Annotated in this window: 12 protein-coding genes and 1 pseudogene; 1 reads left to right on the top strand and 12 read right to left on the bottom strand. The window is 39.1% G+C overall.

The genetic code is table 11. The features are described 5' to 3' along the window. Positions 1-335 precede the first annotated feature (335 nt). The 12 genes and pseudogenes from sigK (MKY12_RS05605) to MKY12_RS05550 form a co-directional block, all read right to left on the bottom strand. Positions 336-842 (bottom strand): annotated as a pseudogene (gene sigK / locus MKY12_RS05605) (RNA polymerase sporulation sigma factor SigK); the annotation flags it as partial. A 166-nt stretch (positions 843-1008) separates the two neighbouring features. Then, positions 1009-2340 carry a protein kinase gene (locus MKY12_RS05600; RefSeq protein WP_339313148.1) on the bottom strand — a complete coding sequence of 444 codons (1332 nt, stop codon included), beginning with the start codon at positions 2338-2340 and terminating at the stop codon, positions 1009-1011. Beyond that, the gene (locus tag MKY12_RS05595; protein WP_339313147.1) at positions 2330-6184 is read right to left on the bottom strand and encodes a hypothetical protein; all 3855 of its coding nucleotides are present in this window, start codon (positions 6182-6184) and stop codon (positions 2330-2332) included. Before MKY12_RS05595 ends, MKY12_RS05600 begins: the two co-directional genes overlap by 11 nt. A gap of 11 nt (positions 6185-6195) precedes the next feature. Continuing rightward, positions 6196-7425 (bottom strand): MBL fold metallo-hydrolase, encoded by a 1230-nt coding sequence (locus MKY12_RS05590; protein ID WP_339313146.1) that lies wholly within the window; start codon positions 7423-7425, stop codon positions 6196-6198. A gap of 85 nt (positions 7426-7510) precedes the next feature. Further along, the gene (locus MKY12_RS05585; protein ID WP_339313145.1) at positions 7511-8914 is read right to left on the bottom strand and encodes a TIGR02679 domain-containing protein; all 1404 of its coding nucleotides are present in this window, start codon (positions 8912-8914) and stop codon (positions 7511-7513) included. Then, on the bottom strand, positions 8904-13007 hold the full coding sequence (locus tag MKY12_RS05580; RefSeq protein WP_339313144.1) for a TIGR02680 family protein: 4104 nt from the start codon (positions 13005-13007) through the stop codon (positions 8904-8906). The genes MKY12_RS05585 and MKY12_RS05580 overlap by 11 nt, the downstream gene beginning before the upstream one ends. A 23-nt stretch (positions 13008-13030) precedes the next feature. Then, on the bottom strand, positions 13031-14170 hold the full coding sequence (locus tag MKY12_RS05575) for a TIGR02678 family protein (protein WP_339313143.1): 1140 nt from the start codon (positions 14168-14170) through the stop codon (positions 13031-13033). Continuing rightward, positions 14163-15665: a TIGR02677 family protein gene (locus tag MKY12_RS05570; RefSeq protein ID WP_339313142.1), complete on the bottom strand. Its 1503-nt coding sequence runs from the start codon at positions 15663-15665 to the stop codon at positions 14163-14165. Before MKY12_RS05570 ends, MKY12_RS05575 begins: the two co-directional genes overlap by 8 nt. A 176-nt stretch (positions 15666-15841) precedes the next feature. Further along, a complete protein-coding gene (sigK, locus tag MKY12_RS05565) occupies positions 15842-16543 on the bottom strand; it encodes an RNA polymerase sporulation sigma factor SigK (RefSeq protein WP_036691086.1) in 702 nt (233 codons plus the stop codon). A 128-nt stretch (positions 16544-16671) separates the two neighbouring features. After that, positions 16672-19908, bottom strand: coding sequence for a DEAD/DEAH box helicase (locus MKY12_RS05560; protein ID WP_339313141.1), 3237 nt, complete (start codon positions 19906-19908; stop codon positions 16672-16674). 56 nt (positions 19909-19964) lie between these two features. Next, complete coding sequence (locus MKY12_RS05555; RefSeq protein WP_339313140.1) at positions 19965-20774, bottom strand: protein phosphatase 2C domain-containing protein; 810 nt, start codon at positions 20772-20774, stop codon at positions 19965-19967. 180 nt (positions 20775-20954) lie between these two features. Then, complete coding sequence (locus tag MKY12_RS05550; RefSeq protein ID WP_339313139.1) at positions 20955-21692, bottom strand: hypothetical protein; 738 nt, start codon at positions 21690-21692, stop codon at positions 20955-20957. 382 nt (positions 21693-22074) lie between these two features. Here MKY12_RS05550 and MKY12_RS05545 point away from each other — a divergent pair, with 382 nt between their 5' ends. After that, positions 22075-22521, top strand: a complete 447-nt coding sequence (locus MKY12_RS05545; protein ID WP_339313138.1) for a CPBP family intramembrane glutamic endopeptidase — start codon at positions 22075-22077, stop codon at positions 22519-22521. Positions 22522-22541: the final 20 nt, after the last annotated feature.

Below are 22541 nucleotides of genomic sequence, written 5' to 3'. Positions count from 1 at the left end.
CCTTCAGTTCAGTAATCATAAACTACTAATCTCCGAATGAATAGGTGCTTTTAAATTTCCACCTCCTGATCAACCACTCCTAATTTAGTGATACCAATCGTAGTCTCATAAGATTCCAACCATCGGCATTTAATGATTGTACTACCATCCACAAAATTCTGAAGACAAACATCATCAATGAAGCGATTAAGCAAAGCGCCTGAAGAAAACGATTGCTTCAAACTTTCCAATATTAATCCATTATTTAACATAAGAAAAGCATCTATCCAAGTATGCACCATTTGGAGTCATACTTTTCACTAGATGCTTAGACGCAAACAACTTCTTCTTGTAACCTATCGCTTCACCTTATAAAACTCATGATACAGCTTCATCAGCGCCCTCTTCTCTATCCGCGACACATAACTCCGCGAAATCCCCAGCTCCTTCGCAATCTCCCGCTGCGTCCGCTCTTCCCCGCCAGTGTCCAGGCCGAAGCGGCCTACCACAACTTCCTTCTCCCGGTCATCCAGGATATCCAGATTCCGATAGATTTTGCTTTTCTCAATCTTCAGATCTACTTCCTTAATTACATCATCCGCCTCAGAACCAAGGATATCGATCAGGGTGATCTCGTTGCCTTCCTTATCCGTTCCGATTGGATCGTGGAGGGATACGTCTTTACGTGTCTTTTTGAGCGACCGGAGATGCATTAGGATCTCATTCTCGATACAACGGGCCGCAAAAGTAGCCAGCTTCGTGCCCTTGTTCGGACGGTAGCTCTCAATGGCTTTGATCAGCCCAATGGTGCCGATGGAGATCAGGTCCTCCATGTCTTCGCCGGTGTTATCGAATTTCTTGAGGTTATGGACACGATGCTATGTCATAAGCTCAAAAACAGTGTACCATTTGCTACTCAATATGAGCCAAGCTAATATTGCAAGGGACTTTTTCCTTCTTTTTTTTTATCACAAGCAACCTCAAAATCGAATCAAGATAAACCGCACAAATACTATCCAATTTCACCTCTTAAAAAACTTTATATCGTAAGATAATATCATTCTCTGCATCTATTACTTTATAGCTCTTATCTTTTTTATTTTTAAAAAGGGCTTGATCAAATAAACTTTTTAATATATCGTCATTATCCTTATCCAGAACCACTCCTTCACGTTCTAATCTTTTTTCATCTATTTGAGTCGTGCTTAAGAACCATTTATTATCAGTATATTTTAATAACAACGGATTAAATATATAAGATTTTTTTTTTGTATCTATACTTAAATAATTTTCTATTTTTGCTCTTTTTATTTCTATAATAGGGCCTATAGTTCCTATACTGTCTTTGTATAGATTATGTTCATTTAGCAACTTACTTAATATTTCATAAATTTGATTAGGTTCTCTATAAATATATTCTGTTGGATTATAAAGGTTGGGCATGTTTTCATACAATTCTAAAATACGTTCTTCTCTTATTAGCTTCTCATCATTTAAGACTTTCCTCCAAAGCCCAATTTTCTCTAATACTTCATCAATACCAGGCCTTTTAGAAGATAAATTTTCAGTAGCTCTTTCAAGCACTTCATGTATAATTCTTAAACCACCTACTTTTATTTTTTCATTTGAGTTAAGACTCATTATATCGTGACGCGAGTATTTACCATCAAAGCAATGTTCATCTTCAGTTAGAATAATCCAAATTAATTTGCCAAATGAATAGATATCTGCTTCTCTGGGTACTATAAATCTACTTGCTACTCTTTTCATTTCTGGTGCAATTGTATTCCAAGGTCCAATGGGTTCTTTTACATCTGTAAGTCGCTTTATAGAGTGATGACGTATTAAACCAAAATCACAAAGTACTACTTTATTTTTATATATTAATAAATTATCCAATTTTATATCACGATGCGCATATCCATTGTCATGAAGGATTTTAATTGCATTCCCTATTTCTAAAATAACTCTTATTTTCCCCTCTACTTTTAATTTAAATATACTGTCTTTAAGTGGCCTTGCAAAAGGCATCACAAACCATGGCCTATTGTCTTCTTTTGGTGTTTCAGGCAAATAACAATCTACAATTTGTAAAAAACAGTTACTTAAATGACTTAATTTTTTCCCCTGCTCAACTTCTATTTTAAAACGATTATACTTTTTTAATGGATATGGTTTATTTCTATTATTAGAAGGATTTAATATCTTTACTACTAATTCCTCATCTGATAGTGGTTTACATAAAATTTTATAAACTGTACCGTTACCACCTCGCCCTATTTCATTCTGTAGTTTAAATTGCAATATCTCCCCTTTATAATTATATAACATTGAATCTTCCTTTTTAGTTTTATAAGTCAAAGGACGCACGCTCCCTTTCTTGGAAAGCTTGTCTCTTATAGTCCTCAGATACCTTCAATAATTCAGATGATACTTTTGGGAATTTAATTCTAATTTTTTTTGCATAGTTTTCATATTTGGTAGCTAGAGCTTCTTCTTCTCTCCCATTACTCCCCCAATAGGCACCTCTGCTATTGCGAATTCCTAACACAAAACCTATTCCAATATCTTCTGTGTAATATTTTTCAAACACTTTGCATATAGATATATGTGGAAATATCCCCTCATTATTTACAGGAGAATATGCAAAGCATTCACCAAGGATTTGCCTTCCGATTTTTTCATGTCCATTTTCATCAATTTTGTTGAAATATTTATTAATCCATGTTTCTAACTCTTCTTCATCAATATCATTCTTTTCATCTACACATGGGCAAAACTTTAACTTGAATAGAATATTCCATGCTTGCTTTCCTAACTCTTTATTCATCTCATCAATATTACTATCTTCTTTAGAAGATTTATAGGCAGCTTGAATTACTGAAGCTAACGATATAGGATCCGTCTTTAGTTCCTCCATTAAATATTTAGGAGGTAATTGATCAATTAATAAACTAAAGTATCCCCATTCTAAATTGCAAATTCTCAAATAAAGTTTTCTTTCAATATTTAAATTTGATTCTCTATAAATATTTTCAAATACCTCAATAATTAAATAACTGTTTTGACTATTTATATTGAAAATTGATTGGTTTAATAATATTCTTTCTAACACTATAAGATTCTTTTCTAAATCTTTCTTAAAGTATAAATTTAATATATTTAGCAGAGCATTAAAATTATTATATTTTAAAAGTTCTGACCATACTCTATCTTTTACTTGGTTATCAACTATATTCCAACGAGTATAAAAATTTTTCCAATACTCAAACTTCACTTCATTCGATAATGAGTCCAGAATTTTCAAAAAAGTTTTATCAACGTTTGCAATTCTTAATATGGAAACAGCTAATTCATCATTTTCCTTTATAAAATCTAAAGTCCTTTCCAGTACACTAATTCCTTCACGACTATAGATTGTTTCGATATAAGAAATAAAAAATGTTTCTGCTGAATTCTCTAGAGCTTTAGTTAAAGTATCAAAATTTAAATTAAATTCATCAATATCACTAGCTAAAATAATTCCGATAGCCTGCTGGGAACGATTAGTCGCATCGTAAATCTTTAATAAGTTAATTAAATTCCAAATAGAGTAATTCTCTTTGATTAACTTTACAGCTTTAAATCTTTCTCGCTCTAAATTTGCTCTTCCATCTTTCCAGTTACTTCTTTCGTTCTTGTCATATGGAGTTGGATGTAAATCAACTAAATTTTCATTTGTGAATAAGTGTAAATAATTATAAAGTTCGCTTTCGAAAGTAATTAAATTAAATAGTTCTTCAATTTTCATAACATTTTCTTCACTTAAGGCCCATTCAGAATTCTTAAAAAATCTATGTTTATATATAATGTCTCTTATTTTTTCTTTGAGCATATATTTTTGTTCATCAAATTTATTAAGGGCCAGTGCCTGATTAAATTTTTCTTTAACTAAATCATATAAACCTAACTCAATAAATAAACATTTATCAAATAATAAACCCCATCTTTCTAAATCATTATTAGCAGCATTTATTGCTATTAAAGAATATGTTTTATATGTTTTGAATAATTGATCACCATACTCTAGTTTATACTCTAACTCATAGGGTCTATAATCTAAGCGTGTCATACTTAAAAATGATCCATGGTTGTTTCTACCAGGTAAGATTTGCTTTAAGAGTTCCCATCCAATCGAACTATTTTCAACAACATATTGCACTATTTCAATTTTTTCCTCAATACTTACATTAATCATATGTAACGATCCAGACAGGGCATGCGCTAAAGTAGAGATAGGATTATTTGAAATTTTATAATTTATTTTTCTTTCAGAGAGTTTAACCAAGATTTTTATAGACAAAAACACTGTTTTTTCCAAACAAAGTAGCTTTTCAAGTGCCCATAATACATTTGTGTAGTAATTTCCTCCAAATAAACCATCAGATATATTTTCAAATAAGTCCCATATCTTTGATTCGGGATTATTTACTTCTGTTTCTATAAACTCTGAATAAATTTGTGGCGAAGCTTCTGCAAATAAAGGTAAAAATTCTGCTAAAGCAAACCACTGCTTTGATTCATGGATTTGAGCAAATAGTTGCTTTAATATATGATCTACATATAGCTGAGTTGCTTGTGTGTTGGGAGTGCTTATATTATCTTTTAAAGCAATAACTATTAGTGAACGAATAATCCCTTTTTTCAATGTACTAGAATACTCTAAATGATCATTCGTTAGCAAACTAGAACGATAGTGCTCGGTTACCGGTAGATTATATTTAGATGGAACTTCACTTAAAACATCTAAAGCTAGCATTTTGAATAAATCTAATTTTTCTTTATTGATTTTAGAAAATAAAATCTCCCAACTTTCTTCGACATTAGCTAACTTTAACACATCTATAAATCCAGTATTAAAACTCAAAATAAAGGGATCTTCCCCATTAGTTACTTTTTTAACAGATTCCAAATAACATTCATAATCCATTAGACTTAGTTGCTCAACAAATAATTTATCTTTATCATTATTTTCCCACGAACCTGTTAGTAAAGCAGGTATTAAATTCGCCTTTGTATACTCCTCCCATTGGGGTTTTCCATTCTTACCTTCAAAAACTTTCCTTTTAAAAATTGAATATATTCCATTACATTGACTAACCAATCGATATGCCCTTGTTAAGTCATCAATTTCTTCATTTAGCTTATCACGCATATTACCAAGAGTTCGCTTGTTCAATTTTATAGGTGTTTTATTACTAAGAAAATCTTCTTCACCATATATAATAATATTAACATTTTTAGGAATTACAGTAATCTCATTAGCATGAAAATTCGGTATTAAAATTTTATCTTCACAATTACCTTTCAACTCTTTCCATTTTTCTAACCCATCTACTAGTTTTACTTTTGGAATAAGGTCCCGCGCTTGAGTCTTAATAATATACAAAATATAGCCCATTACTTCTTCTTTAGTTTTACCTTGTAAATATACAGTCCCCTCCGTTCTTATCTTTTTTAGAAAGTCAAATTCAAATTCTTTTTCTTCGTAATTAAAAAAGTTCAGGGAAATTTTAGGATTAGTCCCTCCAATCAAATACTCTTCAAATTTATAAATATCCGAGGCCCTTTCAAACAATTCCAATCCTATTTCCTTAAAGTATTGCTTATATTTATTTAAGCTCACCGCACCAAGTCGACTTGCTTCACCATTTTCTGAAATTTGCTCTAAAATTACTCCTACTATAAATTTTTTATAAATAAGTGGTCCACCAGAGCATCCATGGTAGTCTTTTATAGAATCTGAATTCACTTTTAAATCTAAATACCCATCGTCTTTATTTCCAATTAATTTAAGTTCAATTACTGTACCGTCATTTTGCCTAACTGCTGGATACCCATATGTGGAAGCATCCTCCACGTCTTCAAAGTTATAATCTATACATTCCAAATAGTTTATATCTTCAATGATTTCATCAAGGTTTAATGCAATTATTTCATGATTTTCTATTCCTCCTGTTTTTGGCAATATAGGTGTTGCATGCTTAATAAGCTTATGTCCATTCTTATCTTTAAAAATAACTTCTATTAAATCTGTATTTTCAGATAAATATTCTTTTATAGAATGTACTGTTGTAATAACTTTATCTTGTGAAACTAAAAAACCCGTTGAAACATCCTCCTTACATTTTATTTTTGGTATAGAGAATTTATATTTAAAACTCATTCTTATTCCTCCTAAAGTTCAATTATTAAAGGCTCTTCATTATCACCATAAATAATCTCATAGTTATATCTCTCTTTTAATTCACTTTCTTCATAAATAATTGAAGTTTGCGTTCTATAATTAAAAAATAAATTTTTCTTGATTTTGGAGTGTGCAGACAATAGCTTTATTATGGTTTGAGCATCTGGATGATGATGTTTATTGCCATTAGTTGAAAAAAGATAATTATTTGAACATAAAATTTTAGCTAGTTCATTCGATGTGTTTTTCAAGCTTCCATGATGTGATACTTTTACTAAATCAAATTTTTCTTCCCCCAATTTTTTTAGATTATCAACAATGATATCCGGATGCGCATCGGCTAGGAATAATAGCTTTTTATTATTAAATGATATTAGAATAGCAATCGATGAACCGTTGTTTGCACTTTCATCAATTGGATATTCTTTTTCAATATATTCAATTAATTTATTTGTTTTTATATTGTTTTCCTTTGAAATTTCACTAACTGTTATTATAGCTTCGTCTTCTAGCATCATTTGCATAAATTCATACGCATCGTCAAATAATTCATTTTCATTTACTGTGAAATTCCACTTCTTCTTCTTTAATTCTTTAACCCAGTCTCCCCCTAGTTTAATTAGCTTTTCTTCATTTGGAGATAATACATTAATCTTAATATTATCTATAGTTACTAACTGATTAGAATTTGTTGTGATAGCTCTACCATCAAACTTATTGTTCCACTTATACTTCCCTTTCAATAATAAAGCGCCTAGTGTTGAACCTTGTTTTGCGCTAATTTCTTCTTTAGTGATCTCATCTTGATTAACTCTTGTTAAATATGATTTTCCTAAAGCCACTTCTGTTTCTAATATAGCTCTCTCAGAGTCCTGCAGTTCGACACCATCCTTTTTCGAGATTTGTAGATGTCTGTAAGTATTAAACCAAACTTCATCAATTTTTATTATTTCCTCATTAGTATTATCTTCTATAAATTTAATAGCACCAGAAATGTGATCAGAATCTATGTGTGAAATAATCATCAAACTTATTTTTTCATTACATCGGGAAAGTTCCAATAAATCTTTTTTCAAGAAACTTTCATAGGTGTCTATGTATCCACAATCAATTAATATATGTTTTTTCTCTGTATTTCCGATGGAGATTAAAAAAGAATCTCCATTCTTAGCTGGATACATTTTAATTTTTATCATTTCTTCCTCCAATATCTCAGTCATGTATAAATCCACATTATTCCTATTATTAATTGAACATGCTTAAGCGATGTTAACCAACAGCAACATATAACATTTAATTATTGATCTATTCATCAACTTTATTCACAGAAAACACAGCAGATACTTCTTTAATCCAATCACCTCTCAATTCTTTACCAAACAATTCTTGATAAACTTTTGCCTTAATCTGCACCATCTCTTTTTCTAATCCACTATCTTTTTCTTGGAGGATTTTCAAGTCTGCATCTGATAAAGCTTTACTCTTGGATGCAACATATTTTCGATATATAGAAGCATCCATACGCCAAGCGTAAAACTCTGCTGAGAACTGTTCTTTCATATTGTTCATCATCTGAACGCCAGGAACATCAAGATCCCCGGAATAATAAATAACACAGTTTGGATTTGCTGTAAGACACTTTTCTATAAATACTTTAGAAGCGGTTCTAGCCTGACCTATAGTGCAAAGCAAAACTGGAAAATCCGATGGTAATTGCTCCAAAGTTAATTTGTTCAAATTAAGAAAATGAATCGTTTCATCTACCAAGTAAGAAATGACAGACGGATTTTCAATAATATACATTGACGGGTATTGCGGTAATTGTTTCATCTCTTCAATTTCACGTAGATTTAATGTTCGAGGAGAAATTCCATTAACTAAATGTGGTACAAAAACATGTGAAATTGAACTAAGATCGTCATCTAATATGTCAAAATGTCTATAAACTTGCCTCTCTAACAAATATTCTGGAATGACTGTCAAATGACTATTAACATTCTCGCTTAGCATTAGACTTTGACTGCTTATATCATCCAGGGCACTCCATAACAATCTTCCTATTACATTTGTTTTATCAAAAGCGTGTGAATCTTCAGTAACATAAGCAGCGAACATTGGTAATCTAATTTTTCCAGTGGATATTCCACAAGCTTTAAACATCTCGTCCTTTCTCATGAGCAAATGCCATAGAGCACTTATACAGGTGAATAATTCTGAATCAACATTTGCGCCTTTGTCAAAAGCAATACTCAAAATCCTATAACCTTTGACATCCTCCGCTTTTAATCTTTCAAACCATTTAAATGTCTTTTCAAAAAAAATTTTATGTTCAGAATCAGAAACATTGAATTGCATAATAAACTCTTGTTCTACGCGTACAAAAAGGTTCTCCCATGCTGAAGCCTTTAATTGCTTTTGTTCACGCTTAGTAAGTAATTGACAGCCATAATATAGCTCTAACAACTCGATTAGAGAAATAGAGTAACCTGCTTCTATGACCGCTTTTTCAAAATCAACTGCAGGAAAACGAGGTCCTTTGTATCGAACGCCAAGAAATCCCCTTAGTGCTTTTTCCTCTTCTCTAGTGGGCAGCATTTTAACGGAACCAAACGTTCCATAGCTTTCAAACTTCTTACGATACAAATCAAAGAGACGGCCGAATCGGCCGCTACGCCTAAATATCTCAATTAGTTGCCATTTATCCTGCATCGCGAGAATACTCCTCAATATTATCCTCTACCGATAGAAGATGTTTTTCTTTACCATCCCAATAATAACGTGCAACAGCGAGCACTGGAGATTCTACAGAGCGTAGAATTTGAGCAATGGAGAGTTCCTCTACCGTATCGTAACACCCCCAAAGCACCTGGGAATTCATAATATAATCGAATTCAAAGTCGTGTACAAGTTGGAACATTTGTGCAATATTTTCGCTATCAATACCTGCAAATGCCTCATCTAGAGAAATCACACGAGGGGCATCAGGTGCAGCATAAGAGTATTTAGCTGCTATCGCTGCAAACAATGGCGAATAAATACTCATCGCCTTCTCACCTCCGCTAAGTTCTCCAAAAATCTTATTTGTAAAACGTTCTTCTGGAATTCCCTTGCGTGTGATGAACATATCAAATCGGTACCACTTACGGTAGTCCAACGCTTTTTTCATCTCTTCAAACATAGAAAAAGTGGTATCATCTTTGCATTTTTTGCGAGCCTCATTAATCTTAGATGTAAAATGCAACCGCACTTTTTCCTTTTGTAGTGGCGTCAAAAAGACAGATTCTTTGGACAAATATGACAATAACTCAGTCGTAGAAATTTGGTCCTCCTCCTTGCTAGTGAGAGGAACCCATTCAAGCCGCATCTGGATTGTGCCAGATACACGCTGTAGCATTTCGTTAGCATCTTGCTCCCATTTCTTCGCAGACCTCACTTTCTCATGAATTGCAGTACCTATGACATCAATAAGCACTCTTTCAAACAACTTTTGTTCCTCTTTCTGTATATGTCCCGAAATAAGTTTTAGTTGATCAGCAACTTCGCTATGCACTTCACGTGGTGTATTTTCCACATACTGAGGTGCAAAAACCAAAAACTGTCGCGAACAGTGCTGTCTAAATATCTGCCAACGTGCGTCTTCCATCTCCTTGGCCGAAATCTCAAATGGGAACGTAACATGTGATTGCTTAAGAAAATAGTCCACAAGCTCACGGTGGGCATAGGCTTCCGCATCTTTCAATACTGAAAGTATCGTATTTAATGAAAATGTTCTATAAGTTTCCTCTAAGTCTCCTATAACCTGATAAGGACTAGGTGAATGAGGAACTAAACCGAAGGAAATCTCTTTTTCATATAATTTTGTCCATGCATTGAATAATCGTAGCCATTCTTCCATAAGGGGTTGTTCTTTCTCTAGTCTTTCTTTCAAAATGCGGATACTATTTTCCGCTTCATTTATTAGTTTATGGTTTGTTTCCAAAAGTTTGTCTGTTTCCTGCAAATTTTTTCTTGCCATCTCAATTTCTTTCTTTACGTCTGTATCGCCAAGATCATGAATTTTCTTGACATACATCGCTTCATAAGACTTGTTACGTTTAATATCTTGCTCTAGCTCTGTTCTAGCATCTATAAGGTAATCATAAAAATTCAACAAATTTTCTTTCTCCGATAAACAGTTAGATATAGACTGATATGCATCAAGCCATGAACTGTGTACCATACGAAGCTCATTTAGCATATTTTTGTAGTGTTCAATATCAATAAGAGCTCTTTGATAACTGGTGTACGTAAGTGGAAGTTCCATGCTTTCTGCTGCATAGTAAAGCGCATTTCGCGCTACTTGCGTATCGTTTTGGTATAACCGTAGAACCGTATGTAGTCTTTCCATCATAGAAAGCTGGATTACTCGCTCCTGGTTCTTGTTTTCATAGCGGGCAAGTGAACCTATCAACACTTCCATTGTTGGAAAAACATCTCTCTCCTTTTGTAGTAAACGCTGCTTATTTTCGATAGAATAACATTCAGAATCCAATTCATATTTCCTACTCTTGAGTTCCTCAATTTGCTTTTGCAATTCATTTAGCCTGCGAGCACGAATTTGTTCACGCGCTGATTTTCCAATATATAAATCCTCATATTGTGGTGCTAGTCCCCCAATCATGCCGCTCCGAAACTCCCCCGTTTCAAGTATATATCCTTCTTCATGGGGAACAATTGATATAGTTTGTAGCACAGCATCAATGTCATTCTCAGAGAGCCCATTAATTGGTACGGAACGTAAATAAGTTAGCATATTTTCTTTTTTGTAAGAGCCTTTTTGTGCCACAGTCGTAGAATCAGCAACCATCGAAAGATCACTTTCATGCACGATAAGTGCTGTTAGAAGTCCTGCTCGAGTGATTGCACCTTCAATAGCCTCTTTTACTGACGCATCTATATGATCTAAAAACTCAACGCTCTCGTAAAAATACGCAGTACGGATATTCTGAGTGCGCAAGTGCTCCATCTTTGTTAGCTCGGAAACAGTAAGCGCAGGCCTTATCTCTTTATGTGCTGATAGCTCATAAATCTGTGTCTCAGTGTCCGCGATTTTCTTTTGGAGAATACCTATGGCGGCTGTAATATTTGCTCGCTCTTCTTGGAGTCCAGTAAGACGTTTGTGGAATAAATTATTTAACCAATCTATAACGGCTTCAGTGGAAGAATCAGCCAATAGCTCTCCAATCCCCTGTAATATTCCCCGTGCTTCAAGCAGATCATTAGGCTGGACTTGAAAATGTCGAGCTCCCTCCGCCCATTCCATAACGTCATTCTCGACTATATCTGCATTTTTAGTATGTTCTTTCTCTAAGGCACGGATCTCTACCTCTATTCCCTTTACATGTTCTTCTTCAATTGCTAAATTTCGTTGCAACTGCTCCTCATGTTCGAGCCGTGCTTGTAAGAAATGTAATTGGCTCGCGATTTCCTGTACCTTGGTATGATACTCCTGAAGAATTTCTTTCCAGTTTTTAAATCCCGCATCCGAAAAATCCTTAAGATTTTGTTCAAAGTACTGACTTAAAGTAGTATGTGATAAGAAAAAAGTATCATCCGCAAGCGCCTCGAGCTCAGAAAGCACATCTTTGCGGTTTTTTGCAGCCTTGTATTCCTTTCCATCGTTTTTCTTGATTCGTTCCTCCACCTCACGCTGCTGTGTTGCATTATTCTCCATGGCTTCCGTTGTACTTTGCAGTTTATGCTCTAAATTCTGTAAAACTTCAGTGATTTTGTCTAACTCCTCCTCCATTGTAAAGAGGGCATGCCCATTCAATAAAGCGATGTTTTTATGGAGAGTTTCTTTAATATTAGTTTGTTCTGTCCGTTTATGTTCTAAATCATTTTTATTCTCTAACGCTATAGCCTCAGAAACTTTATATTTCTTTATGAGCTCAATTGATTCATCAAGTCGTTTTTCACTGTATATAAGGTGCTTCGCTTTTTCATATAGAGAAAACTGATTGTAAGTATCATACGCATCCGCTAACATCGCTAGGAACTCCAGTTCCTTCTCAAGACGAGCCTTCTTTTCTTGCAGGCTATCCATACTCTCCAAAGAGGAAGATAGCGGAGCTAATTCAGATTGTGACAATTCAGGAAGAGCATCAGAAAGAACATTGGATACTTCGCTCGCTTTCACAGCATTGGAGAGTTTCGGACTTCTTAGCTGAAGCAGTACGCCAATCAGTTCTTTAAACTCCTGCGTAGTTTTAAAACGATAAATATTTTGATTCACTAACTCCATGTAACGCTGTTGGCTATCTGTTACTTCTCCATCTCCGCCAATATGGTCTGTTAATTCGCCCATAGTTAAAGGAAACTTTCGGGATTCTCCGCTTACAATCTTTTCTTCGTACAACTTAATATCATATCCAATTCTCTTATTGAAAAGAATGAAATACCATGTCTGCATTGTATTGTCGCTCTCCCGCCGTTTTCCATTCAATCCAATACCGACAGTTACAAAGGTATCTCCTTTGCGATATTCTGTATATAAATATCCGGTACCTTCCTCGCGCTTAGACACATGTTTATTGCCAAGCAAAAGATCAATCATTCGCCGATCTTGCGAACCAAATGGATCAAGACGTGACGGTCGCTTATCACCATCTAGCAGAAAGGGCACTGCCATGGTAGTAGATACTGATTTTCCAGATCCGTTTGCACCACGAACAAAAAGACGTCCATTGCTAAACTCAAAAATTGTGTCAGAATGGTACCAGAAATTCACAAGACCAAAGCGTTTTAAATGAAATGAACTCATTACCCATTACCCCCGCTAGTAGATTAAGCATAATCTCCTGTAACTCGGCCAGTAGCAGAATAAAATACAACCTGCTTGTCCATCTTTACTTCTGCCATATGAAAGCTAGACATATATTCCATAACTTCTCTCCAAATTAGATTTACAGGTCGTTCTGTAAACGATTTGGTCCAACCATGACTATTCAATTCTTTTATTGCTTGAAACCATTTTAGCGCCTCATATTCAGTGCATATAATGCGCCCATTGTGGTCCAGAGCTAATTTCCCCTCATTTACCATATCCCAAATGAAGGTCGCATACTGTACAACTGCATTTGAGATTTGTTCATCTTTTGGATAATATTCTCCATAACGAACTTCTGAATGTGTTAGCATCGTTGTACGGTGGTACCGTTCGAGATGCCAATATTCAAATGACTCACAAATTATTTCGTTTAGTTTATCAAGCTCCTGCCTATCTTCGAGCAAAACAACTTCCTCTTCTGAAAGTTCATCATCATATATGGCCGATTCTAAAAAAATTCTACGTAGAACCCGTTGTTTTGGTGTTGTATTATTTGTAATTTCTTTCGTAATATGTTCTTCTAATTGACTCCAACTTTGGATTTTATTCAGATCTAAGAAGTAAAGCGGGGCAAAATGACGAAAATATGGGGTCGTCTGTAATAAAACATCGTGATTTTTATTGTCTCTAAATCCGTCGATTTCGCGATCCACGACATAAACAAGCCTTAACATAACACAATGTTGCAAAACATCTGTGAATGCCCTACGATGTGAACGTTCCTCCCAGGCGAATTGGATGGCGTCTTCTGGATAATACATGCGAATAGCATCGCATGCGTTTTGCAAAGTAAACTGCTGGTCTTCACCTTTGTCTTCTAAGTAAGCAAGGAAGCAGCAAAAAAACATATAATGACGTACTGTTGAAAAGTTATTAATACCCATAAAAGACTTTGAGGAGACCGGTATTTTTTCTAGTTTAATAAACTCAGTACGTAATATTAAACGATAACCAAAATAATCTCGCATCATGTCAGTTATATCTGCTTTTCTAGAGAGAATCTGAAAATATAGGTCAGCCTGTTTGTCACGATGAATCCAGTAATAATGAAATAAAGCTTCAACACATTCCTGGAGCACCATCTGATCTCTATTCATACCTTTCCTCCATAAACACAAACTCATAATCATCCATCGTCAGGGTACCATCAGTGGAACGAAGGCGAATACGTTTATTAGAACGTAACCTAAGATAAAATCGACGACCATCTTCAGTTCTACTTTCAAACTTTTTTGTAATCATGGCTTGTCCTAATAACTCAAGCAATAAATCCCTCACTTGAGGATACACTACACCAATTTCCTCCAGCAAAATTCTCCTGTCCTTGATTAGACTGTTAAATTGCTCTTGTATCATCCGTGTTTTCTCCAAATGTTCCTGAATCAAAGCCATCTGAGCTAAAGGATCTTCATTTATAGGTAATTTAGTACGTTTGTTCCGGCTTCCAGGCGTCTTTTTGTTAAGCGGCAGTTCGAACGGATCACATTCCCACACATGTTTAGTAATATCATCCTCGGATTTGCGGGGAACTAAGAAATGTTTTGTATTGGAAACACCAAACATCGCACCAGCAATAATATGGCATTCCATTATGTCGGAAGTATTTGCAAAGATACGAGCTAGTTCTAAGTAATCATTCTTGCGACTTTTAAAATAATTGAATTTATCACTGATCTGATCCGCAATCCGTACAATTTTCTGTATAGTACCGCGTGTTTGCTCGATAAGGAATCGGGAACTCGCTTTACGACCATTGATTTCCACAAACCATCCTTTAAAACCGAGCCACTCTGCCCTTCTTCGCTCTAAGACAAGTTTTTCTTCAAACATGTCATTTATTTGTTGTTCAGCTTCGTAGGAAACAATCATAGAAATGATATTCTCTATACTATTTTCATCAATTCGACTGAGGCTTTCTTCAATTAAATCTTTCTTTTCCATTATACCTACCACGAAGTCGCTTAATAGGTATACAAATTTTTCTTTATATGGCAAAAAAGACTCTGTGCGAATAAGACGTTCATATGGTTCGCTATTTACATGTGATAAAAAGTCGGCAGTTCCGTTGCGAAGAGCTTCAAAGCGGGACATAAGATCGCGCCAGATATTACGGATGTCGCCTAATGATTCTTTGTTAGAAGGATTCCACTTTTGAAGCTTAGTCAGATCCTCTAAAATATGATCTGCTAAGACGCGTTCGAAAGACCCTCCGCGAATTGCCTGCAAATTATAACGCATTTCTTCTAGAGTACGTTCTAGTGAAATAGTGTACTGTGTGACCTCATAGTAATTTTTACGCTTATAAAAGTCCTCGATACGTTGTGCATGCGATTCATCTTGATGGATAATAAAATTATTCCATTTTACAAGTACCCTAAGATCTTCTTCCAGTTCCTTCTCGGTGTAACCTGTAAAGTGAGCACCAAAATCTTCGGATGTTACTAATTCTTGATATATCTCATCTAGAAACATATAAGCATTATATTCCTGGCGGTATTTCTGATAAAATACGTAGCATATAGGACGGTATCTGTCCGATTTTTGAGTAGAAAGATATGTAGCTTCTTTAATAGGACTAATTAAAAAACTCACTCGACATCCTCCTTACAGGTAGCATAATCCTAAATTCTAATCTAATACTTATCCAAATTATAACATCAAATCTCAAATGTTTTACGTAGGTATCCTACTTTTTACGTAATTCTTTGGAACTGCTTGTCCAAATTTCGACAATAAAAAGAGCCTGTCAAAAGACAGACCCAATATGCTCACCGCTTCACCTTATAAAACTCATGATACAGCTTCATCAGCGCCCTCTTCTCTATCCGCGACACATAGCTCCGCGAGATCCCCAGCTCCTTCGCAATCTCCCGCTGTGTCCGCTCTTCTCCACCTGTATCTAATCCAAACCGACCAACAACAACTTCCTTCTCCCGGTCATCCAGGATATCCAGATTACGATAGATCTTGCTTTTCTCAATCTTCAGATCTACTTCCTTAATTACATCATCCGCTTCCGAGCCGAGGATATCGATCAGGGTGATCTCGTTGCCTTCCTTATCCGTTCCGATCGGATCGTGGAGGGATACGTCCTTGCGGGTTTTTTTCAGCGAGCGGAGGTGCATCAGGATTTCGTTTTCAATACATCTAGCGGCAAAAGTAGCCAGCTTAGTGCCCTTGTTCGGGCGATAGCTCTCGATGGCCTTGATCAGCCCAATGGTGCCGATGGAGATGAGGTCCTCCATGTCTTCGCCGGTGTTGTCGAATTTCTTCACTATATGGGCAACCAGCCGCAGGTTATGCTCAATCAGCAGGTTCCGTGCCTTGGCATCTCCCTCGGCCATCATGCCTAAGTATTTGCTCTCATCCTGCTCCGATAGAGGCTGGGGAAAAGCGTTGTTCCTTACGTAAGATACCAGCAGCGTCAGTTCTTTGATCAGCAGCGCAATCGTGCTTATGATTCCAGGCAACTTGGCGACACCTCCCGCACATGTACAATGAAACCGGTCAGCAAGGAGAACTACGGGTTCATGGTCCTTTTATTGTATGTGGGTAGGTGCCTAGAAGTGCATGTACGGGGAAAATAGGTACGGGCTCCCTACACTCGGAGCAGCTCGCGGATATCCTCTTCCGACAGCCGGGTGGTCTTGTTCTCGCCAGCTTCGATGACTTCTTCGATAAGGTCCTTTTTGCGCTGCTGGAGCTCCAGTATCTTCTCCTCAATAGAGCCTTCGGTAATCAGCCGGATCACCTGCACCACATTCCGTTGCCCCATCCGGTGTGCTCTTCCAATGGCTTGCTCCTCAACTGCCGGATTCCACCACAGATCGTATAGAATCACCGTGTCCGCTCCAGTCAGATTCAGCCCCGTTCCACCCGCCTTAAGCGAGATCAGGAACACTTCCCCTTCACCTTCGTTGAAAAGCCTGCACAACTCCACCCGCTCCTTGCCCGGAGTCGAGCCGTCCAGATACAAGGGCTGAACTCCCGCTTCTTCCAGGCGCTGCCGGATCAGCGCTAACATACTGGAGAATTGCGAGAACACCAGCATTCTGCGGCCGGAATCACGGCATTCCTGCACAATCTCCAGCAATTGCTCCAGCTTGCCGGAGCCTCCCGTATAATTCTCAAGGAACAGCGAAGGATGGCAGCAGATCTGCCGTAAGCGGGTGATGCCCGCCAGAATCTTCATCCTGCTTTTGTGGAAGCCGTCCGTAAGCAAATCCTGTTCGGTATCTTCACGGAGCCTCGCTAAGTAAGCGAGATACACCTGTTTCTGCTCGTCCAGCAGCTCTGTGTGCTGTACAGTATCAATGCGGTCTGGCAGCTCCTCCAGAACCTCTTTTTTGAGCCGCCGCAGAATAAAGGGAGACACGATGCTGGCGATACGTCCGGCGGGCAGCTCCTTGAAGGTCAATCGTCCGGTGAACAGCGCCGGGAAGACGGTGCTGAAAATAGCTTCCAGCTCATCCACCGAATTCTCAATCGGTGTTCCCGTCAGAGCGAATTTACGCGCGGACATAATTGATTTAACTGCCTGGGCCGTTTGGGAGGCCGAGTTTTTGATCGCCTGGGCTTCATCCAGAATTAACGCATGAAAGGTTATACCGGAATACAGATCAATATCCCTGCGGAGAAGAGGGTACGAGGTAATAATCACATCCGCTTCTTCTACGGCCTTTCCCTCCAGCAGTCCACTGCGCTCCTCCTTCTGCCCTGCCGCCACTAATACGTTAACTGCTGGTGCAAACCGGGCAAACTCATGGCTCCAGTTATAGGTTAAAGAAGCCGGACACAGAATCAGCACCGGAGCTTTCCCTTGTACCTTAAGCGGCATCTCAGCCAGCTCGGAGCAGATATAAGCAATGCTCTGAATTGTCTTGCCGAGGCCCATATCATCTGCCAGAATTCCGCCGAACCTGAACTTCGACAACGTCTTCATCCACTGGAAGCCTCTGGCCTGATAATCGCGGAGAACCGGCTTCAGCTCAGCGGGCAGCTCGAATTCCAGACTGTCCGGTTCCCGCAGCTGGTCCAGGAATTCCCGGAGGGACTTGCCCCACTTCGTATGCTTGAAGCCATGTCCCCGCTCTGGAAGCTGAAGAGCTTGTACGGAGGGCAGGCGAATTACCGAGTGTTTAAGATCCCTTTGCCTGAGATTCAGCCGTTCGGCAACGGTGCCGAATTCGCTGAAACTGTCCACTTCAATGGGCAGAAAAGCCCCGCTGCGCAGGCGAACATACTTCCTTTTCTCCACAATCGCCTGCATGACCCGAACAGTCTCCTCCTCATTCAAGCCTTCCAGCTCAAAAGAGATATCCAGCCAATCCAGACCCTCGCTCAGCTCCGCTTTCACTTTGGGATAAGCTTTACGCTCCAGCACAAGTCTCTGAACAGCAGGTGTGACAAACAGCTCGGCAACCTCTTCCAAAACCGGCACAAGCTCATATAACGCCTCGTAGATGACCGGCTCACTTACGGAAACCCAGTGCTGCCGTTCCCGTCTGAGCGGAGAGTTGTCCAGAATATCAACGATCTTATTTTCCCGCTGCATATTCCGGATCAGGATCTTCTGCTTGCGCGCTTCATCCACGCTATTCTCTTCCAGCGGATTGATCACAATCTCCTCATAATGAAATTCCAGCCGAAACGTTAAGGTACCGTCCGCATAATCCAGATACAGCTTAGCCTGCAGTTCAGGCTCCACAATTCGCTCGCTTACTGCCTGTTCCACACTTACTTTCCCCAGCTTTCTTAAGGCTGGCAACACCTGCTGTACGACCGCTTCGATTTGTCCGGGAGCAATCTCAATGTTCTGCGATGCCGTGAATTGCTGCCTTAATAGTGAAATCATGCTTATAACATCACTGTTTATTGAATATATCTTCCCGTTCATGATCATAGTGGAGTAGTCTGGAAACAACATCAGCTTATCCAGTGCTGAAGCTGACAGAACGTAGTCCTTCTTCTGCCCTGGTCCAATCGTAAATTCAAGCGGAGGCACCTCTCCTGCAAGCTCAGCCCGAATTCCCGGGTTCCCCGATCGCCCCATAATGACATTCACCTCCGGAAAAAGCAGTTTAAGCTTGTCCCAGGCCAGCGGGGTGACGACAATTGTTTTCCCGTCCTTTAAGGAGTTATTATGATAGCTGGGGAGATCATTTCTATAAATCTTCTCAGTGTTTTTCATTAGAAGCAACAGTTCAAGGAATTTCATATCCTCAGGATTAATGTGCTGGTTTTCAGAATCAAAGGTAAATATACTCTTAAAGTATAATGGCTTACGCTGCTCGAAATACTCTAGAAACTCGTTTATTTTGGACACTACATACAGACGTTTGATTCCCACACGCATTTCAACGGAGAAATGCGGATTGCTATTGTAACCACCATGAACGTTAAGCGTGAACTCGAACTGCAGCGACTCTGCATGACCGAATAGCACAGGCTCACTCTCACGGGTAAGAACTGATTTCTGAAAAGAAGAAATAAGCTGCTCCATCTGGTTGTATTTAGACTTGTTTACACGTCTGAATGGAGCAGCTGTTGCATCGGTAGGCTCCTTAATCTGCTGCATGTGTATAGCAATAAGTGTTGCCGCCACATGTTTACAGCAGCCATAGTTCTCATAGGCAGGACAAGAACAGTCTGCTTTGAAGGTATCGGTACGGTCATAAATATCAATATTTACCTCATATACCTTTCTTCCCTTCACCTGTGCACCATAGCTGCTATCATCCGGATAGAAGGTAAGGCTGCGGACACACCCCTGTTCATAATAAGACTTCCCCCGGTTATAAAAGTCAGTTCCGCAAAAATCTCTAATTGTTCTCATTGTAATCTTCATATTAAACACCTTCTCAATATAAAATTCATCTTCATCATTTATAGCTAATCACTCGGCATCGCCGCTTCTCTACTATTATCATAACTCCAGGCAACAACCGTAGCACTGTCCCGGCCTAACTGCTCATGTACATCCTCTAATACCTTGTGCACACATTCCTCCAGATCCTCTTCACCTGTAAAAGCAAGATAAAGCCTGCGCGGGTCCTCCATTACCCTTGCCCCAACCTCCAAAAGACCGTCCGTCGTTAACACGATCACGTTACGGCCCTGCCGCAGCTCACGGATGCCTGAAGAGTAACAGGCGACGGGCTGGGCGAAGGTGTTGACGAAGCCAATCCATTCGTAGTAATTGCGCTGGTTCAGCAGATATTGCCCGCGGGCAGCCAGCTCAGGGTGGAGTACATAGAGCGAGTTATCCCCTACCGAGAACCACCAGAGATAATTCTCCATCCCCACGCAGATCAGGCAAGCCGTTTCCCCTGTAACCTGCTTGCACTCGCTGATGAACGTCTCAGATGTGAAAATAGACAACAGAAATTCCTCCAGCGCCCGGAACGCCCGCTGAACCGGGAGCGACAGCAGCCTGATGATCTCATCAGCTTCATTGTCGATTGTGTGGATCAACAGCTCCGCGCTTTCTGCCGTATGATGCGCATCCAGGAGCATTACCCACTCCCAACCACCGTCCGGCTCACTTAATACGTAGGCTCCATCTTCATTTTTGTCGGCACCGGCCGCAGTGTTCCCGCCGTAACGGCCGATAACCATACTCTTATATGCACATGTAGTGGGTTGATCCAAATACATCTCATCACTGCCCACCCAGCTAAATTTATCAATCTCCTGTTCCATCCTGCTCCTCCTGTCCGTAAGTACACGGTTTTGTATTTCTAGTATTATATACTTATACGCTTCCTGCGTTAAGCCCGCACCCAAGAAGCCGTTATTAGCTGCAAGCAACTATGATCACAGCAAATAGCCCCCTGACCGTCCATACGGCCTTGGGGCTATCTTGGCATCACTTTATTCAGATCAGCTTACACTGCCGGCTCTCTCCATATACTCTATCTTCTCCCGGCTGATTCTGTAGAGCCTGGCATCCGGCCCCGGATTCAGGCTGTCGCTTGCTGACAGGAATCCTCTATCCGTGTCCCGCAGAATATACACTCCGCTCAGAAGCTCTCCCCCAACCAGCTTAATGTTCATCCTCGAAACCTGGTAATAGTTCTCTGCATACCAGCTGTATAGCGGCCGCATGAGCAGCTTGCCGATTACGAAATAGAGAGCAGTCATAATCAGCAATAGCACGTACACCACCGCCCGGTCCTGTCCATAGACGAAATAGAGTATATCGAACTGATCCGTCATGTTAAGATTATACGTAACGATCAGCCTGCTCATCAGCAGCATGCCGAACAGCAGGTAAAAGCTTATGCCCAGCAGTACGTGGATCAGCAAGATCCAAGGGCGGTAGGACAAGTGTTGCCTGTGTGTACTGCATGCCACAAAATACGTAACGAGCAATCCCGCAGCAACCAGCGAAATCAGCAGCGGATTGCTCAGAGGATGAAGTACATACAATAGCAAGCTGTTAATTCCAGCAAAAATTAGAATATCCGCCAGTATGGATTTAGTCCGCTCCCGGAGGCTACCCGCTTGAAGCTGTACGTGGGACCCGCCCTGTAAGAAGTCGACAGCCCATACGATCAGGAGCAGAACACTGAACCAGAACAGCGTAGTAGAGAACGGAATAAGATTGAAATACTGCAAAAGTGATGCACCATCCTTATTTTTCCTTCATCGTATCATTTCCACTGATCTTCCTGCCGTAACATTCATCTCCTACATTGTTATAAGATTTGTAATTGCTTTCTAACTGCAATGCTGCAAGAATAGATACACTTACGTTCTGATACAGACTTACATCCATACTTACACTTCGACTATCTCTGAGGGGGCACCACCTATGCTGTTGCTGGGATCATGCGTTATTGCTGTACTGCTGTCTTTTTCATATAGAATCTTCGAGGGGATACTCGGGGTTATCTCTAAACAGCAAGCGCGGTTTACGATTTATTATTGGGGAGCTGCCATGATTGCTGGGAGCGTTCTCTGGAGCAACAGTTATACGTTTGGCGCCCCGCAGCAAGTAATGAGAGTGCTCCCGCTGTTCCTTATTATTCTGCTTGTGAACCTGATCATCTCCAGATCCTCCGGCTATAATCCTGCGGGAACTTATAATACGGTCAACTTCGTGCTGTGCTTCCCTGTCTTTGAAGAGATCGCCTTCAGAGGACTTATCCTGCCCATCCTTGCGCGCCATCCGGTACTCGGTCAGCTGCATTCCACTTCGATCATTGATGTCAGCGGGGCGATCCTCCCTACCTCACTGCTGTTTGCGGTGTCCCATTTGCAATATTACAGGCTGAACCGCGAGAGCGTCAGATTCATGCTGTTTGCTTTTAGCGGAGGGATCTTCTTCGGGCTGTTCGCGCAGGTTACGGAGTCGCTCTTGCTGACGATTCCGCTGCATATTGCTTTTAACGGATCAGCCGTGTGGTATGCCCGGGCTTCCGCAAGCAAGCACCTTCAGGCCTGAGGTATTTCTATATGTATATA

The sequence above is a fragment of the Paenibacillus sp. FSL M7-0896 genome (genome assembly GCF_037975415.1).
Lineage (GTDB): Bacteria > Bacillota > Bacilli > Paenibacillales > Paenibacillaceae > Paenibacillus_AQ > Paenibacillus_AQ silagei.
This window is presented reverse-complemented; position numbering and strand designations above follow the sequence as displayed.

Bases quoted from the DNA above. Each gene is read 5' to 3' on its own strand.
- MKY12_RS05555 (WP_339313140.1), bottom strand. From the start codon at position 20,774: ATGGAACAGGAGATTGATAAATTTAGCTGGGTGGGCAGTGATGAGATG.
- MKY12_RS05580 (WP_339313144.1), bottom strand. From the start codon at position 13,007: ATGAGTTCATTTCATTTAAAACGCTTTGGTCTTGTGAATTTCTGGTAC.
- MKY12_RS05575 (WP_339313143.1), bottom strand. From the start codon at position 14,170: ATGAATAGAGATCAGATGGTGCTCCAGGAATGTGTTGAAGCTTTATTT.
- MKY12_RS05595 (WP_339313147.1), bottom strand. From the start codon at position 6,184: ATGAGTTTTAAATATAAATTCTCTATACCAAAAATAAAATGTAAGGAG.
- MKY12_RS05590 (WP_339313146.1), bottom strand. From the start codon at position 7,425: ATGACTGAGATATTGGAGGAAGAAATGATAAAAATTAAAATGTATCCA.
- MKY12_RS05545 (WP_339313138.1), top strand. From the start codon at position 22,075: ATGAGAGTGCTCCCGCTGTTCCTTATTATTCTGCTTGTGAACCTGATC.
- MKY12_RS05560 (WP_339313141.1), bottom strand. From the start codon at position 19,908: ATGAGAACAATTAGAGATTTTTGCGGAACTGACTTTTATAACCGGGGG.
- MKY12_RS05585 (WP_339313145.1), bottom strand. From the start codon at position 8,914: ATGCAGGATAAATGGCAACTAATTGAGATATTTAGGCGTAGCGGCCGA.